This is a genomic window from Gilvirhabdus luticola, from assembly GCF_040117515.1.
Lineage (GTDB): Bacteria > Bacteroidota > Bacteroidia > Flavobacteriales > Flavobacteriaceae > Gilvirhabdus > Gilvirhabdus luticola.
Map to the genome: position 1 here is coordinate 683,384 of NZ_JBEEEN010000001.1, position 18,862 is coordinate 702,245.

An 18,862-nucleotide genomic window follows, 5' to 3' on the forward strand; every position below is an offset into this window, starting at 1 on the left:
CTTTTTTTGTCATAAGTTTTCGTTAAATAAGTTCAACTTCTTTAACCATTCTGTCTTACGCTCCAAAAGGAAAATATCTATAAATAAAAAGAAAATAGCAAAAGCCAAGAACCATTGAAACTGATCTTTAAAATCTGCAAACTGTTTCGCTTCAAATTCCTTTTTATCCATTTGGTTTAAAATATCACGAATATTCTCAACTACATCATTGGTGATTTTTCCATTGATATAAGCTCCATTTGCTTCTTTTGCTATGTTTTGTAAGGTTTCTTCATTAAGCTTGGTGATAACGGTTTCGCCATCTTTATCTTTTTTATAATTCATTACAACACCATTATATTTTAAAGGAATTGGCCCTCCTTTTACATCACCTACTCCTATAGTAAAAATACGTATCCCTTCTTCATGAGCTTCTTTGGCTACCTCGGCTGCTTCTTCGCTATGGTCCTCACCATCAGAAATAATGATTAAAACACGATTTGTTTGTTCTTCATCATTATAATAGGTTTTAGCAAGTTTTATAGCCTCATTTATTGCTGTACCTTGTGAAGATAACATATCTGTATTCATGTTCTGAAGAAACATTTTAGCTGAAGCGTAATCTGTTGTAATTGGAAGTTGAGGAAATGCCTTTCCGGCATATGCAATAATTCCTATACGATCACTTGCTAAATTGTTGATAATTTGAGTAACCAACTGTTTTGCCTTTTCTAGCCTATTTGGAGCGATGTCTTCAGCCAACATGCTTTTAGAGACATCTACAGCAAAAACTATATCAACGCCTTCGCGCTTTACAGTTTCTAGTTTTGTGCCAATTTTTGGATTAACTAATGCTATAGACAAGCTGGCAAAAGCCAAACTTAGAACAGCTATTTTTAATACTGCTTTAAATAAGGAGCGATTAGGACTTAATTTATTTAGTATTTGTTTGTTTGCAAATTTGTTTTGTGTTTTATATTTCCAAACTTGTAATATGAAGAAGAACATTATTATTACTGGAATAATAAGTAAAACCCAAAACCATATTTTTTCTTCTAATTGATACATCTTTATATAAAACTTCTAAAAATTGTTATTCTGCCCAATAACTCTATAAGTAAAAGTAATCCTGCAAGTAACACAAGAGGTCTGTACTTTTCTTCATAATTATAGAACTTAAACTCTTCTATATCTGTTTTTTCAAGCTTATTTATTTCATCATAAATTTCTGCCAGCTTTTTATTGTTTGTTGCTCTAAAATATTTGCCTCCTGTTACTGAAGCTATTTCTTTCAACAAATCTTCATCTATTTCAACTGGAACTCTTGCGTATTGAAAGTTCCCATTAGGTAAAATATTGATTGGAGATAATGCCATTCCATTGGTGCCTATTCCTATGGTATACGTCTTAATTCCATATTCTACAGCCAACTCGCTTGCAATTTTAGGGTCTATAAATCCAGAATTGTTTACACCATCTGTAAGTAAGATAATAACCTTGCTTTTTGCTTTGCTGTCTTTCAATCTGTTTACAGATGTGGCAAGTCCCATGCCAATGGCAGTGCCTCCTTCTATTATAGTATTGTATTTTATATCTTTTAAGGAGCGTAAAACAATAGCTTTGTCACTTGTAATTGGTGTTTTTGTATAGCTTTCTCCTGCATATTCTACCAAACCAATTCTATCATTTGGTCTGCCTTTTATAAACTCTGACGCCACATCTTTTAACGCTTCGAGTCTATTAGGTGCTAAATCTTTTGCCAACATACTTGCAGATACATCTATTGCCATGACAATATCAATTCCTTTGGTGGTTTTGGTCTTTGTAGAAACATCAACAGTTCTTGGCCTTGCCAACGCTGTGATTAATAATGCTAAAGCCAATAAACGTAATACAAATAAGAAATGCTTAATTTTTGGAAGCCAAGAGTTGCTAATTTTAAAGCCTTTAAGACTTGATATTTTTAATTCAGCGGTTTGCTTTTTGTACTTAAATACATACCAAAGTATTGCTACCGGCAGCAACATCATGAACCAAAATAATTCTTTATTTAAAAATTCAATTCCTTCTAACATTATTCTTGTGCTGGTTTTAATTCAATGGAATTTAAAATACGTTCAACTATTTGGTTAGCGTAAACATCATTATTTCTCCATGTTAATGATATCTGTTGTATAATATTCTTGGCATTAAATATTAAAAACGTGTATTCGCCTTCAATTAATTTATCAGAACCTTCAGACAATGGCATGCTTAAAGTACCAAATACTTTTATCCCTTCGGCCCCATTTGGTGTGACAAACTTTTCGTTTTTGGTAATAATATTTTGAGCTCCAGCCTTTTCAAGTGTCTGTAAATTACCTTCTATAGCTTGATTGATATCTGGTTCTGCTTGGCCTTCGGGTAACAGTGTTGTAGAAACCGCAATAGTCAGATTTTTCTTTTCCTCAAAACCAAAAGCTGTCATTTTAATTTTATCTTTTAGCTCTTCTGGTAAAGGAACATCTTGCCTTTTTAAAACCACTGGTGTTGAAATCGTAATTGGTGGAAAACCATATTCACTCCTTACCCAATCACCTTCTAAAAGTTCTTTGCTTTCATGACCAATAATGGTGTCTTTGACATAACTGAATCCATACTTAATTGAGAATGCTCCAATAATCAACATAATTAAAAAGAGTGTTGCGGCTATAGAAATGATTATTTTTTTGCGTTTCTTTTTACGCTCTTGTTCTTCTTTATATTGTTGGTCAAGAAGTTTTTCTTCTTCTGAAGGTTCGGGTAAAATCTCTTTAACATGATCTATTTCTGATGAAACAGTATTCATATCAAGTTCTGCCAATGCCACATCTGGTTTGGACTTTGCAAATTTTACCAAATCTGCTCTCTTTAATATGGTTTCTAGATTCTTAATAGTTTCATTACTTAAATCAATCTGATTGCCATCTTTAAGTAATTTCAACCTGTCTATTAGTTCTTCGGTGGTACTTTCAAGAGAATGGTCATATACTTTCTCATCCAGATATTTTCTAACAATTAGTGTTAGCTCTGAATAATATTCTTTTAACTCTGAATGTTTTAAATAATCGCTTTCCTCTAATTTTTTCAAAGCCAATTTGGCACGTTGATATGGAGGAAGTAAAGCAATTTGCTCTTCTTCCGTTAGTGGTTTTTTTCGCCAAACAAACCAATACAATAAAAACCCAACAACACTTAATATAAGTAATATGACTAATACATATTTCCACCAATTACTTGAACTTTTTTCAACTTCAATAATTGGTTTAATATCATACAAACCTTGCTTTGTGGTATCAACTTCAATGTTGTTTACTTCTACTTTTAAAGAATCTGTGAAAAACGTTTTATCCCCAATTATAATTTTTTGTCTTGGAATAGTATAAGCGCCAGAATCAAATTGAGTTAATCCGTATTTTTTAATCAATTGAAGTTTGTCATCCAGTTTTGTCGTATCTATCTCATACGACTCTATCATTTCTAAAGGCATGAACGTTTGTCCTTCAGGAAAAACTACCAAATTGGTTGTGTCTGATTCGACTTGAATCTTATATGTGATTTGTTCGCCTATTTTGATTGAAGTAGAATCTATAGAAGATGTTACTTGTGCAACTAAAAATAAAGGAAAGACTAAAAAGCATAAAGACAAAAAGACCGAAGTCTTTTGAAAATTTGCATTATTTATTCTTGATATATCTCTTAAGCTACCCAACATTTTTAATTTCTTCTTTTAAAATATCCTAAAAGCTTTTTAACATAACTGTCATCAACTCGACAATCAATAACACCTGCTCCTGATTTAGTAAAACTATCTTTGTAATAGGCTACTTTATCACGATAAAATTTAGAATAATTTCGTCTTACCTTTTTTGAAGTTGTATTGACTAACATTAACTCTCCTGTTTCTTCGTCTTGCATCTGCACAACTCCAAGATTTGGTATTTCTTCCTCATGCTTGTCATAAACACGAATGCCAGTAACATCATGCTTTCCAGATGCAATTTTTAAAGTGTGCTGGTAATCATCAGTAATAAAATCTGACAATACAAATACAATAGCCTTTTTCTTCATGACGTTTTGCATGAATTTTAAGGCTTCGGCTAAATTGGTTTGCTTGCTTTCTGGCTCAAATTCAATTAATTCTCTAATAATTCGAAGTACATGAGAGCGTCCTTTTTTTGGAGGAATATATAATTCTACCTTATCTGAAAATAATATTAACCCAATTTTGTCATTATTTTGAGTAGCAGAAAATGCTAAAGTTGCTGCTATTTCTGTAATAACTTCATTCTTAAATTGTGTTTCTGTTCCAAAAAGCTCTGAACCAGAAATATCTACCATCAACATCATTGTAAGTTCTCGCTCTTCTTCAAAAACCTTTATAAATGGTTCATGATAGCGTGCTGTAACATTCCAATCTATGTTTCTAACATCATCACCATATTGATATTGACGCACTTCACTAAAGGTCATACCTCGTCCTTTGAATGTAGAGTGATACTCACCTCCAAAAATATGATCAGACAGCCTGCGTGTCTTAATCTCAATTTTTCGAACTTTTTTCAGTAATTCTTTAGTATCCATTTTTTCAGTCGACAGTAATCTATATTCAGTTAACAGTAAATGGGAAACTTTAAGGTACTTCTATTTCGTTTACGATTTTATTAATGATGTCTTCTGAAGTCACGTTTTCAGCTTCTGCTTCATAGGTTATTCCTATTCTATGACGAAGCACATCATGCACAACAGCTCGAACATCTTCTGGAATGACATAACCTCTTCGTTTAATAAAAGCATAACATTTTGAAGCCATAGCCAAATTGATACTTCCACGAGGAGAAGCTCCAAACGAAATGAGTGGTTTTAAATCGGCTAGTTTATATTTTTCTGGGTAGCGTGTGGCAAAGACAATGTCTAAAAGATACTTTTCTATTTTTTCATCCATATAGACATCTCTAACGGCTTTTTGAGCATCCAGTATTTGCTTTATAGAAACTACAGGATTAACCTTTTCAAAGCCATCCTTTAGATTAGAACGTACTATTAGTTGTTCTTCTTGCATTTTTGGATAATCTATAACGGTCTTCAACATAAAACGATCCACTTGTGCTTCAGGTAATGGATATGTACCTTCTTGCTCCACAGGGTTTTGAGTAGCCATGACTAAAAATGGTTTGTCTAATATAAACGTCTCGTCACCAATGGTTACTTGTTTTTCCTGCATGGCTTCTAGTAGGGCAGATTGTACTTTTGCCGGAGCTCTATTAATTTCGTCAGCAAGAACAAAATTGGCAAAAATTGGTCCTTTTTTAATTGAGAAATCATTCTCTTTAATGTTGTAGATAAGGGTTCCTACTACATCCGCAGGCAACAAATCTGGTGTGAACTGAATTCTACTAAAGCTACCATCTACAGCTTGAGATAATGTATTAATGGCCAAAGTTTTTGCCAATCCTGGAACACCTTCTAAAAGAATATGACCTTGTCCTAACAAGCCTATAAGTAGTCTTTCGACCATATGCTTTTGTCCAATAATTACTTTATTTATTTCAAGTGTCAATAAATCTACAAAAGCACTTTCCTTTTCAATTTTTTCATTAATGGTCTTAATATCAATTGTACCTGTTTCTTCCATCATTTTTATTTTTTTAAACCTCGAATATACTGTCCTTATTTGAGCATTGCAAGTTGTTAAATTATTTTATGCAATGCTGTTAACAATTGGTTAAAAAAATAAAGCGTGATATCAGTAATATCACGCTTTAAACAAATATTATTTATGAGAGTTTACTCTATGGTAATTTCTCCTAATTCTGTTGTTTGGTTTGCCATAACTTCAACATCCATTATTTCTAATGGAGATAATCCTGAACCCGTATCTGGAGTTAAAGTAACTGTATATGTGCCAACTGGTAGGTTCTCTAATACGAAAATTCCTGAAGCGTCTGTACTAGCAGTAACTTCAACTCCATCAACCATAACAGAAGCTTCAACTGCCAAACCTTCATTTAAAATTGTTCCGGTGATTGATCCTGGTAAGAGCTCCAATTCTATAGTACCAACATTAGTAATTTGGCCATTTACAACATCAACGCTAATAACTTGACCAGCATAATTTGATGTAGGGTCTGGAGTAATAGTCATATCGTAGGTGCCTTCTGGAACACCATAAATCATAAATACACCTGCATTTTCTGGGGTTGCATAGCTGGTAATTGTTTGATCACCTACCATCACTGAAATTTCGGTCTCAAAATCACTTGGACTTATAGTGCCTTCAATAATTCCTGAAGCAGCTTCTAAACTTGCATTGATGACTGGTTTTAAAATAATATTCCCTGAATTTCCTGCATCAACAATAGATTCGGCAACATTAAAATCTAACACAAAGCTATAATAATAACCTCCTTCAACTTCTTGGTTAATTTTTAATTTTAACCCAGATTGTTGCGCACTTGGAGTTTTTAGTTCAAATTCCTCATCGCCTTTTACAACATAATTGTTTTCGCCTAGAACTAATCTGATTTGGCTCAATTCGCCTTCCAACACTTCATAATCATCAACTAATACAGCACTTTCGCCACCTGTTAATTCTAAAAGATCATATTGTCCTGCATTCGTAGGAACACTTACCCATCCGTCTTCTCCATCACTATCATCATCCATTTTAATTCTAATGTCAATAACATCAACAACAACCTTATCATAATCGCCTGGCGCATCGACAAGTTTTATTGAAAAACGAGCCATTTCCGAATCATTCATTGAAGTGGAATTGGAATCATTATTACAGTTAAAGAATAATATTAAGAGAGGTAGAAGAATTAATGATTTGAATTTTTTTAATGCTTTCATAGAATATTATAGTTTTTATGTTTGTAATTTTATATACGCGGAATACTTAAAAAAAGACTTTATAATTTCCCTTTATCCTTAAAGTCTTATTTTAAAATATTTATATTCAGGAATTAAACAATAAATCTTTTTTAAGATCCAAGATTAAAGATACGTGATTAGATGTCTTTTATGTATTTTTATGTTTGAATTGCAAGAAAACATCTATAAACTGCACCTTTTATTTTTTGATAATCTACAAATGCCTCAATAATATCGATGATTAACAAACGTCTCCTAATAAAGAACCTCCTATCACATAATGATGAAAACAGTTTTTATGACAAAAAGCGTAAAATTGATATCAGCCAAAAAGAAGGGAAAGCAAAATTTTTAAAACACATTTGTGCTCTTTCTAACAGCAATCCAAAAAACAACTCATATATTGTTATTGGTGTTGAAGATGAGGATAATAAGATTGTAGGAGTTGATTTTTTTGATGATAGTAAAATTCAAAACCTTATAAATGCCTATCTAACAAATCCACCAATTGTACAATATGAAAATATTCCTTTTCCTCATTTACAAGACGATAGAGTTGTTGGACTTGTGACCATTCGACCTATTAACCAAATCACCTCATTAAGGAAAAATATTTGGAAATATTACGGCGGTTCTGTTTTTTTTAGAGACGGAAGTATGAGTATGCCTAAAGTATTCGATATTGAATTAAAGGATGTAAACTCAAAAATTGTAGCAGCCATAGAAAATCATGCTCAAAATAATATTGAGCATACTCTTGATGGTGTCTTTTCTTTTTTAAATAAGCGACAAGATTTCAATCCTCAATACAAGGTTTTTAAGGAATATTTTGTGCTCTGTTGGGCAGGACAAAAAAAGGAAATAAAAGATGAGTTTTTCTTTTCAAGAGTGGACATAGAATTGATTAATGAGCAAGTGCGTTTGTTTTATTCAGATCTGGATGAAGTTTCTATTGAATATGATGACAATAGATTTAAAATTGTTGAGTATGTGCATTTAGGATTACAAAATTCATACAAATACTACAAGTTGGAAGAAACATTAATAAAATTTGAAGATAATGCTAATTATACCATTAACACTAAATTACTATTTGAGCCTCCAGAATTCGATAAAAAAGTCTTGTTTCACATCTACAATTCAAATAACGCTTTATTGGAAAAATTAAAGAAAGGGTTAAGCTTAAACAAAAACGAACAGCATGACATAAAGAATTTGCCTGCTACTTATCTTATTTGTTATTTGAATTTATTTCATGAAGCTATTGATAAGCTTAATGAAGCAAAGCCGTATTTGAAAGACTACAGTGATGAGGTTTACAATCTTTATAAAGAATCATTAAGAATACTTAGAAAGGTTAAGTATAGTTAGTTAGGTTGCAAAAAAAACTCTAAAGATTTTGGTATGACATGACACTCGTCTGATCCAACCAATATTGTTTCTGAAATATAGGTTTGATAATTATCTGATGTCACTATAATAATATAACTACCTGGTCTTTCTCCAGCTCCAAAAAAAGAGTCATTCCCTTCAATATTCATTAAAGATTCTTCATAATCGCCATCTCTTATAGTTACGATAATATTTTCTGTGATTACATTATTGGTATTAGCATCTTTTACAATTACATTCAAACCATAGACGAATTGTTCTGTGCAAAAAACTTGATCGTTGTCATCATTAGTATTACACATTGCTAAAAACAACACTAATGAGAATAAAACATATTTCATTTTCTAGCCTTTTATTTATAGATGATTTAAATTATAAATGGTTGCTTAAATACACATAAAAAGTCACATTAAAAATGTGACTTTTTAACTAAAATAAATTATTTAAAATTCTATAAATCAAACTTAATTCCTTGCGCAAGAGGTAATTCTGTAGTATAATTAATGGTGTTGGTTTGACGTCTCATATAAACTTTCCAAGCGTCAGAACCAGATTCACGACCACCTCCAGTTTCCTTTTCACCGCCAAAAGCACCTCCTATTTCTGCTCCGGAAGTGCCAATATTAACATTTGCAATTCCGCAGTCTGAACCAGCAACGGACAGGAATTTTTCAGCTTCGCGTAAGTTATTTGTCATAATAGCTGAAGACAATCCTTGAGCTACCTGATTTTGAATATTAATGGCATTTTCAACATTTCCAGAATATTTTAATAAATACAAAACTGGTGCAAATGTTTCATGCTGTACAATTTTAAATTCTGGTCTTGCTTCGGCAATGGCCGGCTTTACATAACAGCCAGATTCGTATCCTTCGCCTGAAAGCACATCTCCTTCAACCACAATATTGCCTCCTTCTTCAACCACTTGAGCTAATGCTCTTTCATACATTTTTACTGCATCAATATCAATTAAAGGTCCAACATGATTGTTCTCATCTAATGGGTTTCCTATTCTTAATTGACTATAAGCATCAACAATAGCGTTCTTTACTTGGTCATAAATGTCCTCATGAATAATTAAACGACGCGTTGAAGTACAACGTTGTCCGCAAGTCCCAACCGCACCAAAAACAGCACCAATAACAGTCATTTTTATATCGGCATCAGGAGTAACAATTATAGCGTTGTTCCCTCCAAGTTCAAGCAACGATTTTCCTAAACGTGCTGCAACTTCTTGAGCAACTATTTTACCCATTCTGGTTGAACCTGTTGCAGAAATCAAAGGAATTCTTGAATCTTTTGTCATGAATGCTCCAACTTTGTAATCGCCGTTTATTAAGCACGAAATACCTTCTGGTAGATTATTAGCTCTAAAAACTTCAGAAGCTATGTTTTGACATGCAATACCACACAAAGGTGTTTTTTCACTAGGCTTCCAAACACATACATCACCGCAAATCCATGCCAATGCTGTATTCCATGCCCAGACAGCAACAGGAAAATTAAACGCAGATATGATACCAACAACTCCTAGTGGATGGTACTGCTCATACATTCTGTGTCCTGGACGCTCGCTGTGCATAGTTAAACCATGCAGTTGTCTTGAGAGTCCAACAGCAAAATCACAGATATCGATCATTTCTTGAACCTCTCCCAAACCTTCTTGATAACTTTTGCCCATTTCATAAGAAACTAATTTCCCAAGAGCTTCCTTTTTCTCGCGCAACTTATCTCCAAACTGGCGTACAATTTCTCCTCGCTGTGGTGCCGGCATTATTCGCCAAGTTTTAAAAGCTTTTGTTGCCGCATCCATGACCTTTTCATAATCTTCTCTTGTAGTTGATTTTACTTTACCTATTAATCTACCATCAACCGGTGAAATAGATTCTATAATCGCACCATTGGAAAAATTATTTGATCCAGTTGATGACCCATCATTTATATCTTTAACACCAAGTTCTTTTAAAGCTTCATTTATTCCGAAATCTGTAACAACGGCTTTCATATTTGCATGTTTTTTACGAATTATTAAATATTATGCGAAGATACTAATAAAATGTTGGTTAAGCTTTAAAGTTCAATTCTAAATAATGTAACTTTATTGTAATAAATAACACTTATTTTTATGAGATACTTTTTCTGTTTTTTTCTTCTGTTTTTATCAATTATTAGTTGTATGAATAAAGCCGAGTTAAAGGCTCTATCAGAAAAGAATAAGACTCATAAAGACTCCTTAACTACAACTGAACTCCGAATCAAAAAAGCGGAATTTGCCATTGTTATTCATGGTGGGGCAGGAACTATTTTAAAAGAGAATATGACGCCAGAAAAAGAAGCTGCCTACAAAACAAAATTGGAAGAAGCTATTCTTATTGGTCATCATATATTAAAAAATGGAGGAAGTAGTCTGGATGCTGTTCAAAAAACTATTAACGTTTTAGAAGATTCACCTCTATTCAATGCTGGAAAAGGAGCTGTATTCACTAGTGCCGAAACCAACGAACTTGATGCATCAATTATGGATGGTAAATCCCTAAATGCTGGCGCTTTATCTGGTACTAAAACGGTCAAAAACCCTATTAATTTGGCAAGGGTTATCATGGAAAATTCACCTCATGTTATGCTATCTGGTAAAGGTGCTGAAACCTTTGCGCAAGAGCAAGGTCTTGAAATAGTTGATTCTAGTTATTTCTTTACAGAAAGTAGATATGAAGCTCTAAAAAGAACAAAAGAAAATGAAAAGAAAAAAGATCTCGACAAAATAGCATCCCTTAATTCTTCTTTAATAAATTCGAAGTTTGGTACTGTAGGCTGTGTTGCATTAGACAAAAATGGAAATCTGGCTTCAGGAACTTCTACTGGTGGAACTACCAATAAACGTTGGGGACGCATTGGTGATTCTCCAATTATAGGGGCAGGAACTTATGCCAACAACAGCACCTGTGCGGTCTCATGTACAGGTTCAGGTGAATTTTTTATTAGAAGTGTTGTTGCTCACGATATTTCAGCTCTGATGGAATATAAAGGTTTATCATTACAAGAAGCTAGTAAAAAAGTGGTTCAAAAAAAGCTATCAGAACTTGGTGGCGATGGCGGCATTATTGCAATTGACAAACTTGGTAATATTGTTATGGAATTCAATACAGCAGGTATGTATCGTGCTTCTATGGATGATAAAGGTAAATTGTTTATTGGAATTTATAAAGATTAGATTAAATGAATAAAGTTTTCAAACCGTATTACGCTGTTATTTTTACTTCTACACAAAGTGAGTATATTGAAGGCTATTCTGAAATGGCAGGGAAAATGGAATCTCTAGCTAAAGAGCAAGATGGTTTTTTAGGCATTGATAGTGCTAGAAACGCCATTGGAATAACGGTAAGTTATTGGCAAGATATTGAATCTATAAAAAAGTGGAAACAAAATTCTGAACATTTAATTGCACAACAAAAAGGCAGAAATCAATGGTACAGTTGGTACAATGTTAGAATTTGCAAAGTTGAGAAAGAATATGAGCATTCATTACCTTAACGGAAACCCTTTTGCTGCCCACCAAGGATGGACTTCAATGACCAGTCTGCCTGCTTTTACCATAGGGTCTGAATTAGCCAAACTATCTGCCATTTCGATGGTTGGAACATTATAAATTGTAATCCCTCGTATCTCTCCATTGTCGCCAAAAGGTCCAGAAATATCTGCATAACCTAATTCGTACATTTTGCTTAAGTGTGCTAAATGTTCCTTTTGCAATCTTGCAGCTTCTTCTTCATTTTGAGAACGAATAGGTCCTGATTTTAAAAATGCCATAAAGTACTGTTGCATTATAATAGTGTCTTGAGTCTTTTCGTCTACATAATCAAATGTTTTAAAGCCTTTAGCATTAAGTTCTTCTTTTATCTCTCGAGTTGATTTTTCAATAGTAGTTGATTCTTTATCAACCTTTTCTCCAATATCTTCTAAAGGCTTTTCTATAACTTCTGTATCTGGACCTTCTAATTCGGAAGTAACTTCTGTTTGCTCTTTTTTACACGCAACAAAAAGTATTGCCGCAAAAAGGAATAGGAATATTTTATTCATTTCTCCCAAGTATTATAAGGGTTTATGCCTAGCTGTGAGTTATAATATTTAATCTCTCCTGTAACTTCTTTCCCTAACCATTCTGGTTTAGAAAATTTTTCATCTTCAGTATTTAATTCAACTTCAGCAATAATTAACCCTTGGTTATCTTTTAAAAACTCGTCTATTTCAAATATATGATTTCCAGCCTTTACTTCAAACCTAGTTTTCTCAATTAACCCTTTTTCACATAAGTTTAACAGGGATCTAGCTTCTTTTAAAGAAATTTCTGTTTCCCATTCAAAACGAGACAGCCCTTCTTCAGAAGAAATTCCTTTTACAGTTAAAAACCCTTTATTTCCATGAATCCTAACTCTAACGGTTCGTTCTGGATGTGTGTTTAAAAATCCTTGAATAATCGTCGTTTTCTTAAAGGCTTCTTCTTTAAAAGCTTCAGAAAGCACTAAAAATTTACGTTCTATTTCAGTCATCTCTATTTCCTATGAAAATGGCAATCTTTAAATGTTCTCGATACATTTTCATTTTAAAAAATGAAAACACTCGAACTCACGTTAGTATTAATGTCATAAATTTACGGTATGCCAAACGATTTACCAATACGGAAAATTATTCATGTAGATATGGATGCCTTTTATGCCTCTGTAGAGCAAATGGATGATCCTGAATTAAAGGGTAAGCCTCTTGCTGTTGGCGGAAGTAGTAAACGAGGTGTAGTAAGTGCTGCAAGTTATGAAGCCAGAAAATTTGGTGTAAAAAGTGCCATGAGTGGTGTGAAGGCTCGTATCTTATGTCCTGAACTTATTTTTGTAAAACCTCGTTTTGACAGATATCATGAAATTTCTAGAATAATTAGAAAAATCTTTTTTGATTATACAGATTTGGTGGAACCTCTTTCGCTCGATGAAGCTTATTTGGATGTTACAGAAAACAAAAAGGGAAATCCTAGCGCTACTCTTATTGCCAAAGACATAAGGAATCGCATTTTTAAAGACGTTGGATTAACGGCTTCGGCAGGCATTTCCATTAATAAATTTGTAGCCAAAGTCGCTAGCGACTATAACAAGCCTAACGGGCAAAAAACTGTAACTCCTGAAGAGGTTTTGGGGTTTTTAGAGGCGTTGGATATCCGAAAATTTTATGGTGTTGGTAAGGTTACTGCAGAACGAATGTATCAACTAGGTATTTTTACAGGAAAAGACTTAAAGTCTAAATCTTTAGAATATCTTGATGAGCACTTTGGTAAATCTGGCAGATATTACTATCATGTGGTTAGAGGTGTTCACAATAGTGAAGTAAAGCCTAACAGAACACGAAAATCTTTGGCTGCAGAACGCACTTTTAATGAAAATTTATCTTCAGAAATCTTTATGCTTGAAAAATTAGATCATATTGCTGAAGAGGTTTCTAGACGATTAAAAAACAGTAAAGTTACCGGAAAAACGGTCACCTTAAAAATAAAGTATAGCGACTTTACATTGCAAACAAGAAGTAAAACATTATCATATTACATAAGTGATAAAAGTATGGTTTTAGAAACTGCAAAAGGATTATTGTATCAAGACTCGTTGAGTAATTCTGTGCGTTTGCTAGGTATTTCTCTTTCCAACCTCAACACCGAAACCACAAAAGAACCTGAACAAAAAACAGTAAGTGTGCAATTAAAGTTTGATTTTTAAGTAATTTGCTTTAATCCAGAAAATAGTCGAACTTCGTTTAACTAGGGCTAATAACAACCTGTATTGAGCGAAGTCGAAATATAAAACACTGATTAGCCTAACATTGTACGCAAGCATAAAACCTCAAACAAAGAAATAAACATGAAAAGTTCAATTTTAGCCCTGTTTGTATTAGTCCCTTTACTTTTATTTGCTCAAAATTCTGATTATTCCGTTTCCTCTTATCTGGATGAAGGTTCGAAGGCACCAAATACTCGATACCTAGGTGAGGCCTGGTTGAATGCTCTTATTCATGATGATGCTGAATTGGGCTATAACATAACTAAAGCGACCTTCAAAGCTAATTCTACCTTAGATTGGCATAAACATGCGTCGGTCCAGGTTTTGATCATTGTAGATGGCCAAGCCTATTATCAAGAAAGAGGAAAAGACACAGTTATACTTAAACAAGGAGATGTGATTAGATGTCCTAAAGATACCGAACATTGGCATTCATCAACCAAAGTTAGTGATGTAACATATTTGGCTTTATATAGTGGAGGACAACCTACAACTTGGACTGAAGTAGTGACTCTGGAATATTACGATGAAGTTGCCGAAAAGTTGAAAAGCAACTGATTATTTTAAAAATCAGGTAAACTGGAATAAGTATGCCAGCGTACAACACCGCGTATAATCCATTGCTCCCTTAGTCGTTTATATGAAACTTTGTATTTTAGTGAAGTGTCGATTCCTACTTCGAAATCATCAATGATTTCTCGCAACGGAATCATACACGTAACACGTTAAACGAAACCCTAAAAACTACAGCTTGTAATTTCAGTAACTCGTAAAGTATTTACCATACCTTTTTCCTGTATTGGCATAGCTGCCAAACTCACGAGCATATCGCCAGTTTCCAAATAGCCTTTTTTACAGGCAATGGCATTTACGTCTTCTATGGTTTCGTCAGTACTTACAAACTTATCATAATAGAAGGCCTTAACACCCCAAAGTAAATTAAGTTGTGTTAAAATTCGTTTGTTTGATGTAAACACCAGAATATGTGCACTAGGTCGCCAAGCCGAAATCTGAAAGGCTGTATAACCACTGTTGGTTAAGGTTGAAATGGCTTTGGCTTTTATCTCATTTGCCATATTGGCTGCATGATAGCATATAGATTTTGTAATATATCGTTTGGTGCGAATATGCGGTGGTGATTGGGGTACTTGAATAAGTGGTGAATCTTCAACACTTCTTATAATGTTAGACATTTGTCTGATTACTTGAACAGGATAAGTCCCAACAGAAGTTTCTCCAGATAGCATCACTGCATCTGCTCCATCCATAACCGAATTAGCCACATCATTGACTTCTGCACGGGTTGGAGTTAAGCTGGAAATCATGGTCTCCATCATTTGAGTTGCAATAATCACAGGTATTCTGGCGCGTTTTGCTCTTAAGACCAATTGTTTTTGAATAAGCGGAACTTCTTGAGCTGGAATTTCGACACCTAAATCGCCTCTGGCAACCATCAAACCATCACAATAGGCTACAATTTTATCAATATTTTCTACTGCTTCAGGCTTTTCAATTTTAGCAATAATCGGAATTTTGTGGTCGCTGTGTTCTCTTATAAGCTCTTCCAGTTGCATCAAATCTTCAGCATGCCTCACAAAAGACAATGCAATCCAATCTACCTTTTGTTGAATAGCAAAAATGGCATCCTCAATATCCTTTTCGGTAAGAGCTGGTTGAGAAATATTAGTATTAGGAAGATTAACCCCTTTTTTTGACTTCAATGGCCCACCTTGGATAACTCGAGCTTTTACTTCGTTTTTTTGATTGGTTGTAACTACTTCAAATATGAGTTTACCATCATCCAATAAAATTCGTTCACCTGATTTTGCGTCCTGCGGAAACCTATCATAAGTCATGTAAACACGATCTTTTGTGCCTTCAAATTTTTCGCCTGTAGCAAAAATTATTTCATCTCCTTCATTTACCACAACTTCTTCTTTCATAACGCCAACACGAAGTTTGGGACCTTGCAAATCACCTAATATAGCAGCATTGTAACCATACTCATCATTGAGTTCTCGAATTATTTTAATACGTTCTTCAACATCTGAATAATTTGCATGAGAGAAATTAATTCTAAAAACATCAACTCCTTCCTCCAACATCGCTTTTAATATTTCTTTTGAGCTTGAAGCTGGCCCTAGAGTTGCTACTATTTTTGTCTTTTTTATTTTTGGCATTAATTAAAAATTAAATTGTCTTTAGATTTTAGTTCATTTGCATCAATGCTATAAACAGTTGCAATCTGCTGTATGTCCTGAATATCATCAATAATTTTCTTTTCACTTATTTGATAATTTTCATTATTGATTTTAAGCAAATAATTTACTTTTTTATATTCTGGAATCAAGTTGTGCGTCCTAATAATTTTCTCTTTTCCGTTAAATAGTCCTCCAGAGCTTGAAAGGCTATCTTCTTCTTTTCTACAAATATTAGAAACTAAATTCCAAGTGACCTGTTGATTGGTATTTTCCCATTCATAAATAGAATATGAAGCAGAAGTATATTTATAGTCCAAATTGTGTGGTTTTCTTTTAAGATTAATTTTTAATTGCTTATTTAAAAGATAGGCTACTCGATAATCTTCTAAAGTGCAATGTATTGCTAACAACAAAAATGAATCTTCGTCAAAATCTTCTACAAATAATTTATGCAACGCCATTTTTGGAAATTATGAATTGTAAATATAATATTTAAAACATTTAATGATTACTTGTTTTCGTTAATCTTGATAGATATTACTACGAAAACGTTTGAGAAATATAAATAATAGGGAGAAAAAATTATATCATTTTAGAAATCTTGTTCTGAAACACAAAAAACGCACGCTTAGACACTTTTTCTTCTGCTTTCTTTTTTGAGGTCGCTCTTGCTTTTGCTATGACCTTTTTATCTATTGAAAGTTTGACCGCAAAATGTATAACGTCATCATTGCCTGTATCTTCGTAAACATGGTAGTTGAAAGTTTTTTTCTCTTTTTGACACCATTCTATAAGCAAACTTTTGTAGCTAATAACTTTTCCTTCCAGCTTTTCTATATCAACATATGGAATAATGACACGTTTGTAAATAAATTTTTTACAGTACTTATATCCTCTATCCAAGTATATTGCTCCTATTAATGCTTCAAATAAATTACCGTGTATATTGTCACCAAATTGACCACTTGGGATTTTACTCTCAACCAAATCAATCAATTCTAGTTCCTTTCCAAGTTCATTTAAATGTTCTCGGCTAACTACTTTAGAACGCATTTTTGTTAAATAGCCTTCATCTCCACTTGGAACTTCTAGATATAAATGAGTTGCAATTACAGCGCCTAGCATGGCATCGCCAAGAAATTCTAATCTTTCATAATTAATAGCATTGCCTTCATCATCTTTTATGTTCATAGACCGATGGGTAAAGGCGGTCTGATAATACTTGGTTTTCTTGGGTTTAAAGCCTAATATTTTAGTTAATTTCACAAAAAAATTCCCGTTACCTTTTGAACGGGAATTCAATATGTTGCGAATGTTTTTCATTCAATAAATTCAGTCTATTTTTTTAAATAATACACATGCATTATGACCTCCAAATCCAAATGTATTACTCATCGCGACTTTAATATCTCTTTTTTGGGCTTTGTTTAATGTTAAATTTAACTCCGGATCTATATTTTCATCAACAGTTGTATGATTAATAGTTGGAGGAACCACTCCATGTTCCATGGCCAGTATAGATGCTATCGCCTCTATAGCTCCTGCCGCACCCAAAAGGTGACCCGTCATGGATTTCGTTGAATTGATATTAATATTTTTAGCATGACTACCAAAAACTTCACTTATAGCTTTAAGTTCAGCCACATCACCTAAAGGCGTAGATGTTCCATGTGTATTGATGTGATCAACATCTTCAGGTTTTAATCCAGCATTTTCTAAACAGTTTCGCATCACCGAAATAACACCTATACCATCTGGATGCGGTGCTGTCATGTGATATGCATCGGAAGACAAGCCTCCACCCAATACTTCGGCATAAATTTTTGCGCCTCTAGCTTTAGCATGTTCATAATCCTCAAGAATCAATGCTCCTGCTCCTTCTCCCAAAACAAATCCATCTCTATTAGCATCAAAAGGTCTTGATGCTGTTTCTGGACTATCATTTCTGGTAGATAGTGCATGCATGGCATTAAAACCACCCATTCCAGCAATAGTAACTGCTGCTTCACTTCCTCCAGTAACAATAACGTCACAATGCCCTAAACGAATATAGTTTAAAGCATCAATCATTGAATTAGCAGATGAAGCACAGGCTGATACCGTTGTGTAATTTGGCCCCATAAAGCCATGCTTAATTGAGATATTGCCTGGTGCAATATCTGCAATCATTTTAGGAATAAAAAAGGGGTTGAATCTTGGAGTCCCATCACCAGCAGCAAAGTTCAATACTTCGTCCTGAAATGTTTCTAACCCTCCAATACCGGCTCCCCAAATAACACCAACTCGTAATTTATTTATTTTGTCAAGGTCTAGTTTAGAATCTGCAATTGCTTCATCTGAAGCAACCATTGCATATTGGGTAAACCTATCCATTTTACGAGCTTCTTTTCTATCAAGAAAATCTGTTGCGTTAAAATTTTTTAATTCACAAGCGAATTTTGTCTTGAACTTTTCAGTATCAAAATACGTTATTGGTGCAGCACCACTTTTACCACTAATTAAGCTATTCCAATAATCTTCTTTGGAATTCCCAATTGGTGTTAAAGCGCCTAGACCTGTAACTACAACTCGCCTTAATTCCAT

At 33.6% G+C, this 18,862-nt stretch carries 19 protein-coding genes; 5 read left to right on the plus strand and 14 right to left on the minus strand.

The window, feature by feature from the left end; translation table 11 throughout:
• Positions 1–9 precede the first annotated feature (9 nt).
• From AAFP94_RS03105 to AAFP94_RS03130, 6 genes are all read right to left on the minus strand, one after another.
• Positions 10–1,047, minus strand: coding sequence for a VWA domain-containing protein (locus tag AAFP94_RS03105; RefSeq protein WP_316660558.1), 1,038 nt, complete (start codon positions 1,045–1,047; stop codon positions 10–12).
• A gap of 2 nt (positions 1,048–1,049) precedes the next feature.
• Positions 1,050–2,054, minus strand: coding sequence for a vWA domain-containing protein (locus AAFP94_RS03110; RefSeq protein ID WP_316660557.1), 1,005 nt, complete (start codon positions 2,052–2,054; stop codon positions 1,050–1,052).
• A complete protein-coding gene (locus AAFP94_RS03115; protein WP_316660556.1) occupies positions 2,054–3,712 on the minus strand; it encodes a hypothetical protein in 1,659 nt (552 codons plus the stop codon). The genes AAFP94_RS03110 and AAFP94_RS03115 overlap by 1 nt, the downstream gene beginning before the upstream one ends.
• Before the next feature lie 2 nt (positions 3,713–3,714).
• The gene (locus tag AAFP94_RS03120; RefSeq protein ID WP_316660555.1) at positions 3,715–4,581 is read right to left on the minus strand and encodes a DUF58 domain-containing protein; all 867 of its coding nucleotides are present in this window, start codon (positions 4,579–4,581) and stop codon (positions 3,715–3,717) included.
• 49 nt (positions 4,582–4,630) lie between these two features.
• Positions 4,631–5,632: an AAA family ATPase gene (locus AAFP94_RS03125; protein WP_316661268.1), complete on the minus strand. Its 1,002-nt coding sequence runs from the start codon at positions 5,630–5,632 to the stop codon at positions 4,631–4,633.
• Positions 5,633–5,784: 152 nt separating this feature from the next.
• Entirely contained in the window at positions 5,785–6,852 is a 1,068-nt protein-coding gene (locus AAFP94_RS03130; RefSeq protein WP_316660554.1) for a DUF4382 domain-containing protein, read from the minus strand.
• A gap of 258 nt (positions 6,853–7,110) precedes the next feature.
• Here AAFP94_RS03130 and AAFP94_RS03135 point away from each other — a divergent pair, with 258 nt between their 5' ends.
• On the plus strand, positions 7,111–8,244 hold the full coding sequence (locus AAFP94_RS03135; RefSeq protein WP_316660553.1) for an ATP-binding protein: 1,134 nt from the start codon (positions 7,111–7,113) through the stop codon (positions 8,242–8,244).
• Here AAFP94_RS03135 and AAFP94_RS03140 read toward each other — a convergent pair.
• Both AAFP94_RS03140 and amaB read right to left on the minus strand, forming a co-directional pair.
• Positions 8,241–8,606: a hypothetical protein gene (locus AAFP94_RS03140; protein WP_316660552.1), complete on the minus strand. Its 366-nt coding sequence runs from the start codon at positions 8,604–8,606 to the stop codon at positions 8,241–8,243. The genes AAFP94_RS03135 and AAFP94_RS03140 overlap by 4 nt on opposite strands.
• Before the next feature lie 110 nt (positions 8,607–8,716).
• Positions 8,717–10,270: an L-piperidine-6-carboxylate dehydrogenase gene (gene amaB, locus AAFP94_RS03145; protein ID WP_316660551.1), complete on the minus strand. Its 1,554-nt coding sequence runs from the start codon at positions 10,268–10,270 to the stop codon at positions 8,717–8,719.
• 171 nt (positions 10,271–10,441) lie between these two features.
• Between amaB and AAFP94_RS03150 the strand changes: the two genes are divergently transcribed.
• Positions 10,442–11,476 (plus strand): isoaspartyl peptidase/L-asparaginase family protein, encoded by a 1,035-nt coding sequence (locus AAFP94_RS03150; protein ID WP_316660550.1) that lies wholly within the window; start codon positions 10,442–10,444, stop codon positions 11,474–11,476.
• A gap of 5 nt (positions 11,477–11,481) precedes the next feature.
• Positions 11,482–11,796 (plus strand): antibiotic biosynthesis monooxygenase family protein, encoded by a 315-nt coding sequence (locus tag AAFP94_RS03155; protein WP_316660549.1) that lies wholly within the window; start codon positions 11,482–11,484, stop codon positions 11,794–11,796.
• On the opposite strand, the gene AAFP94_RS03160 is transcribed toward AAFP94_RS03155, so the two are convergent.
• Positions 11,788–12,342, minus strand: coding sequence for a YciI family protein (locus AAFP94_RS03160; RefSeq protein ID WP_316660548.1), 555 nt, complete (start codon positions 12,340–12,342; stop codon positions 11,788–11,790). The genes AAFP94_RS03155 and AAFP94_RS03160 overlap by 9 nt on opposite strands.
• A complete protein-coding gene (locus AAFP94_RS03165; protein ID WP_316660547.1) occupies positions 12,339–12,812 on the minus strand; it encodes a CYTH domain-containing protein in 474 nt (157 codons plus the stop codon). The genes AAFP94_RS03160 and AAFP94_RS03165 overlap by 4 nt, the downstream gene beginning before the upstream one ends.
• A gap of 108 nt (positions 12,813–12,920) precedes the next feature.
• On the opposite strand from AAFP94_RS03165, the gene dinB reads away from it, so the two are divergent.
• On the plus strand, positions 12,921–14,018 hold the full coding sequence (gene dinB / locus AAFP94_RS03170) for a DNA polymerase IV (RefSeq protein ID WP_316660546.1): 1,098 nt from the start codon (positions 12,921–12,923) through the stop codon (positions 14,016–14,018).
• 141 nt (positions 14,019–14,159) lie between these two features.
• The gene (locus tag AAFP94_RS03175) at positions 14,160–14,636 is read left to right on the plus strand and encodes a cupin domain-containing protein (protein WP_316660543.1); all 477 of its coding nucleotides are present in this window, start codon (positions 14,160–14,162) and stop codon (positions 14,634–14,636) included.
• 179 nt (positions 14,637–14,815) lie between these two features.
• On the opposite strand, the gene pyk is transcribed toward AAFP94_RS03175, so the two are convergent.
• The 4 genes from pyk to fabF form a co-directional block, all read right to left on the minus strand.
• Positions 14,816–16,258 carry a pyruvate kinase gene (pyk, locus tag AAFP94_RS03180; RefSeq protein ID WP_316660542.1) on the minus strand — a complete coding sequence of 481 codons (1,443 nt, stop codon included), beginning with the start codon at positions 16,256–16,258 and terminating at the stop codon, positions 14,816–14,818.
• Positions 16,258–16,740 carry an IPExxxVDY family protein gene (locus tag AAFP94_RS03185; protein ID WP_316660541.1) on the minus strand — a complete coding sequence of 161 codons (483 nt, stop codon included), beginning with the start codon at positions 16,738–16,740 and terminating at the stop codon, positions 16,258–16,260. Before AAFP94_RS03185 ends, pyk begins: the two co-directional genes overlap by 1 nt.
• A gap of 121 nt (positions 16,741–16,861) precedes the next feature.
• Positions 16,862–17,602 (minus strand): ribonuclease III, encoded by a 741-nt coding sequence (gene rnc, locus AAFP94_RS03190; protein ID WP_316660539.1) that lies wholly within the window; start codon positions 17,600–17,602, stop codon positions 16,862–16,864.
• 9 nt (positions 17,603–17,611) lie between these two features.
• Positions 17,612–18,862 carry a beta-ketoacyl-ACP synthase II gene (fabF, locus tag AAFP94_RS03195; RefSeq protein ID WP_316660538.1) on the minus strand — a complete coding sequence of 417 codons (1,251 nt, stop codon included), beginning with the start codon at positions 18,860–18,862 and terminating at the stop codon, positions 17,612–17,614.

Excerpts from the sequence above, each read along its gene's own strand:
- amaB (WP_316660551.1), bottom strand. The coding sequence starts at position 10,270 with ATGAAAGCCGTTGTTACAGATTTCGGAATAAATGAAGCTTTAAAAGAA.
- AAFP94_RS03150 (WP_316660550.1), top strand. The coding sequence starts at position 10,442 with ATGAATAAAGCCGAGTTAAAGGCTCTATCAGAAAAGAATAAGACTCAT.
- AAFP94_RS03110 (WP_316660557.1), bottom strand. The coding sequence starts at position 2,054 with ATGTTAGAAGGAATTGAATTTTTAAATAAAGAATTATTTTGGTTCATG.
- AAFP94_RS03105 (WP_316660558.1), bottom strand. The coding sequence starts at position 1,047 with ATGTATCAATTAGAAGAAAAAATATGGTTTTGGGTTTTACTTATTATT.
- AAFP94_RS03165 (WP_316660547.1), bottom strand. The coding sequence starts at position 12,812 with ATGACTGAAATAGAACGTAAATTTTTAGTGCTTTCTGAAGCTTTTAAA.
- AAFP94_RS03175 (WP_316660543.1), top strand. The coding sequence starts at position 14,160 with ATGAAAAGTTCAATTTTAGCCCTGTTTGTATTAGTCCCTTTACTTTTA.
- AAFP94_RS03130 (WP_316660554.1), bottom strand. The coding sequence starts at position 6,852 with ATGAAAGCATTAAAAAAATTCAAATCATTAATTCTTCTACCTCTCTTA.
- pyk (WP_316660542.1), bottom strand. The coding sequence starts at position 16,258 with ATGCCAAAAATAAAAAAGACAAAAATAGTAGCAACTCTAGGGCCAGCT.
- rnc (WP_316660539.1), bottom strand. The coding sequence starts at position 17,602 with ATGAAAAACATTCGCAACATATTGAATTCCCGTTCAAAAGGTAACGGG.
- AAFP94_RS03120 (WP_316660555.1), bottom strand. The coding sequence starts at position 4,581 with ATGGATACTAAAGAATTACTGAAAAAAGTTCGAAAAATTGAGATTAAG.
- fabF (WP_316660538.1), bottom strand. The coding sequence starts at position 18,862 with ATGGAATTAAGGCGAGTTGTAGTTACAGGTCTAGGCGCTTTAACACCA.
- AAFP94_RS03140 (WP_316660552.1), bottom strand. The coding sequence starts at position 8,606 with ATGAAATATGTTTTATTCTCATTAGTGTTGTTTTTAGCAATGTGTAAT.
- AAFP94_RS03160 (WP_316660548.1), bottom strand. The coding sequence starts at position 12,342 with ATGAATAAAATATTCCTATTCCTTTTTGCGGCAATACTTTTTGTTGCG.
- AAFP94_RS03115 (WP_316660556.1), bottom strand. The coding sequence starts at position 3,712 with ATGTTGGGTAGCTTAAGAGATATATCAAGAATAAATAATGCAAATTTT.
- AAFP94_RS03185 (WP_316660541.1), bottom strand. The coding sequence starts at position 16,740 with ATGGCGTTGCATAAATTATTTGTAGAAGATTTTGACGAAGATTCATTT.
- AAFP94_RS03155 (WP_316660549.1), top strand. The coding sequence starts at position 11,482 with ATGAATAAAGTTTTCAAACCGTATTACGCTGTTATTTTTACTTCTACA.
- AAFP94_RS03125 (WP_316661268.1), bottom strand. The coding sequence starts at position 5,632 with ATGGAAGAAACAGGTACAATTGATATTAAGACCATTAATGAAAAAATT.
- dinB (WP_316660546.1), top strand. The coding sequence starts at position 12,921 with ATGCCAAACGATTTACCAATACGGAAAATTATTCATGTAGATATGGAT.
- AAFP94_RS03135 (WP_316660553.1), top strand. The coding sequence starts at position 7,111 with ATGATTAACAAACGTCTCCTAATAAAGAACCTCCTATCACATAATGAT.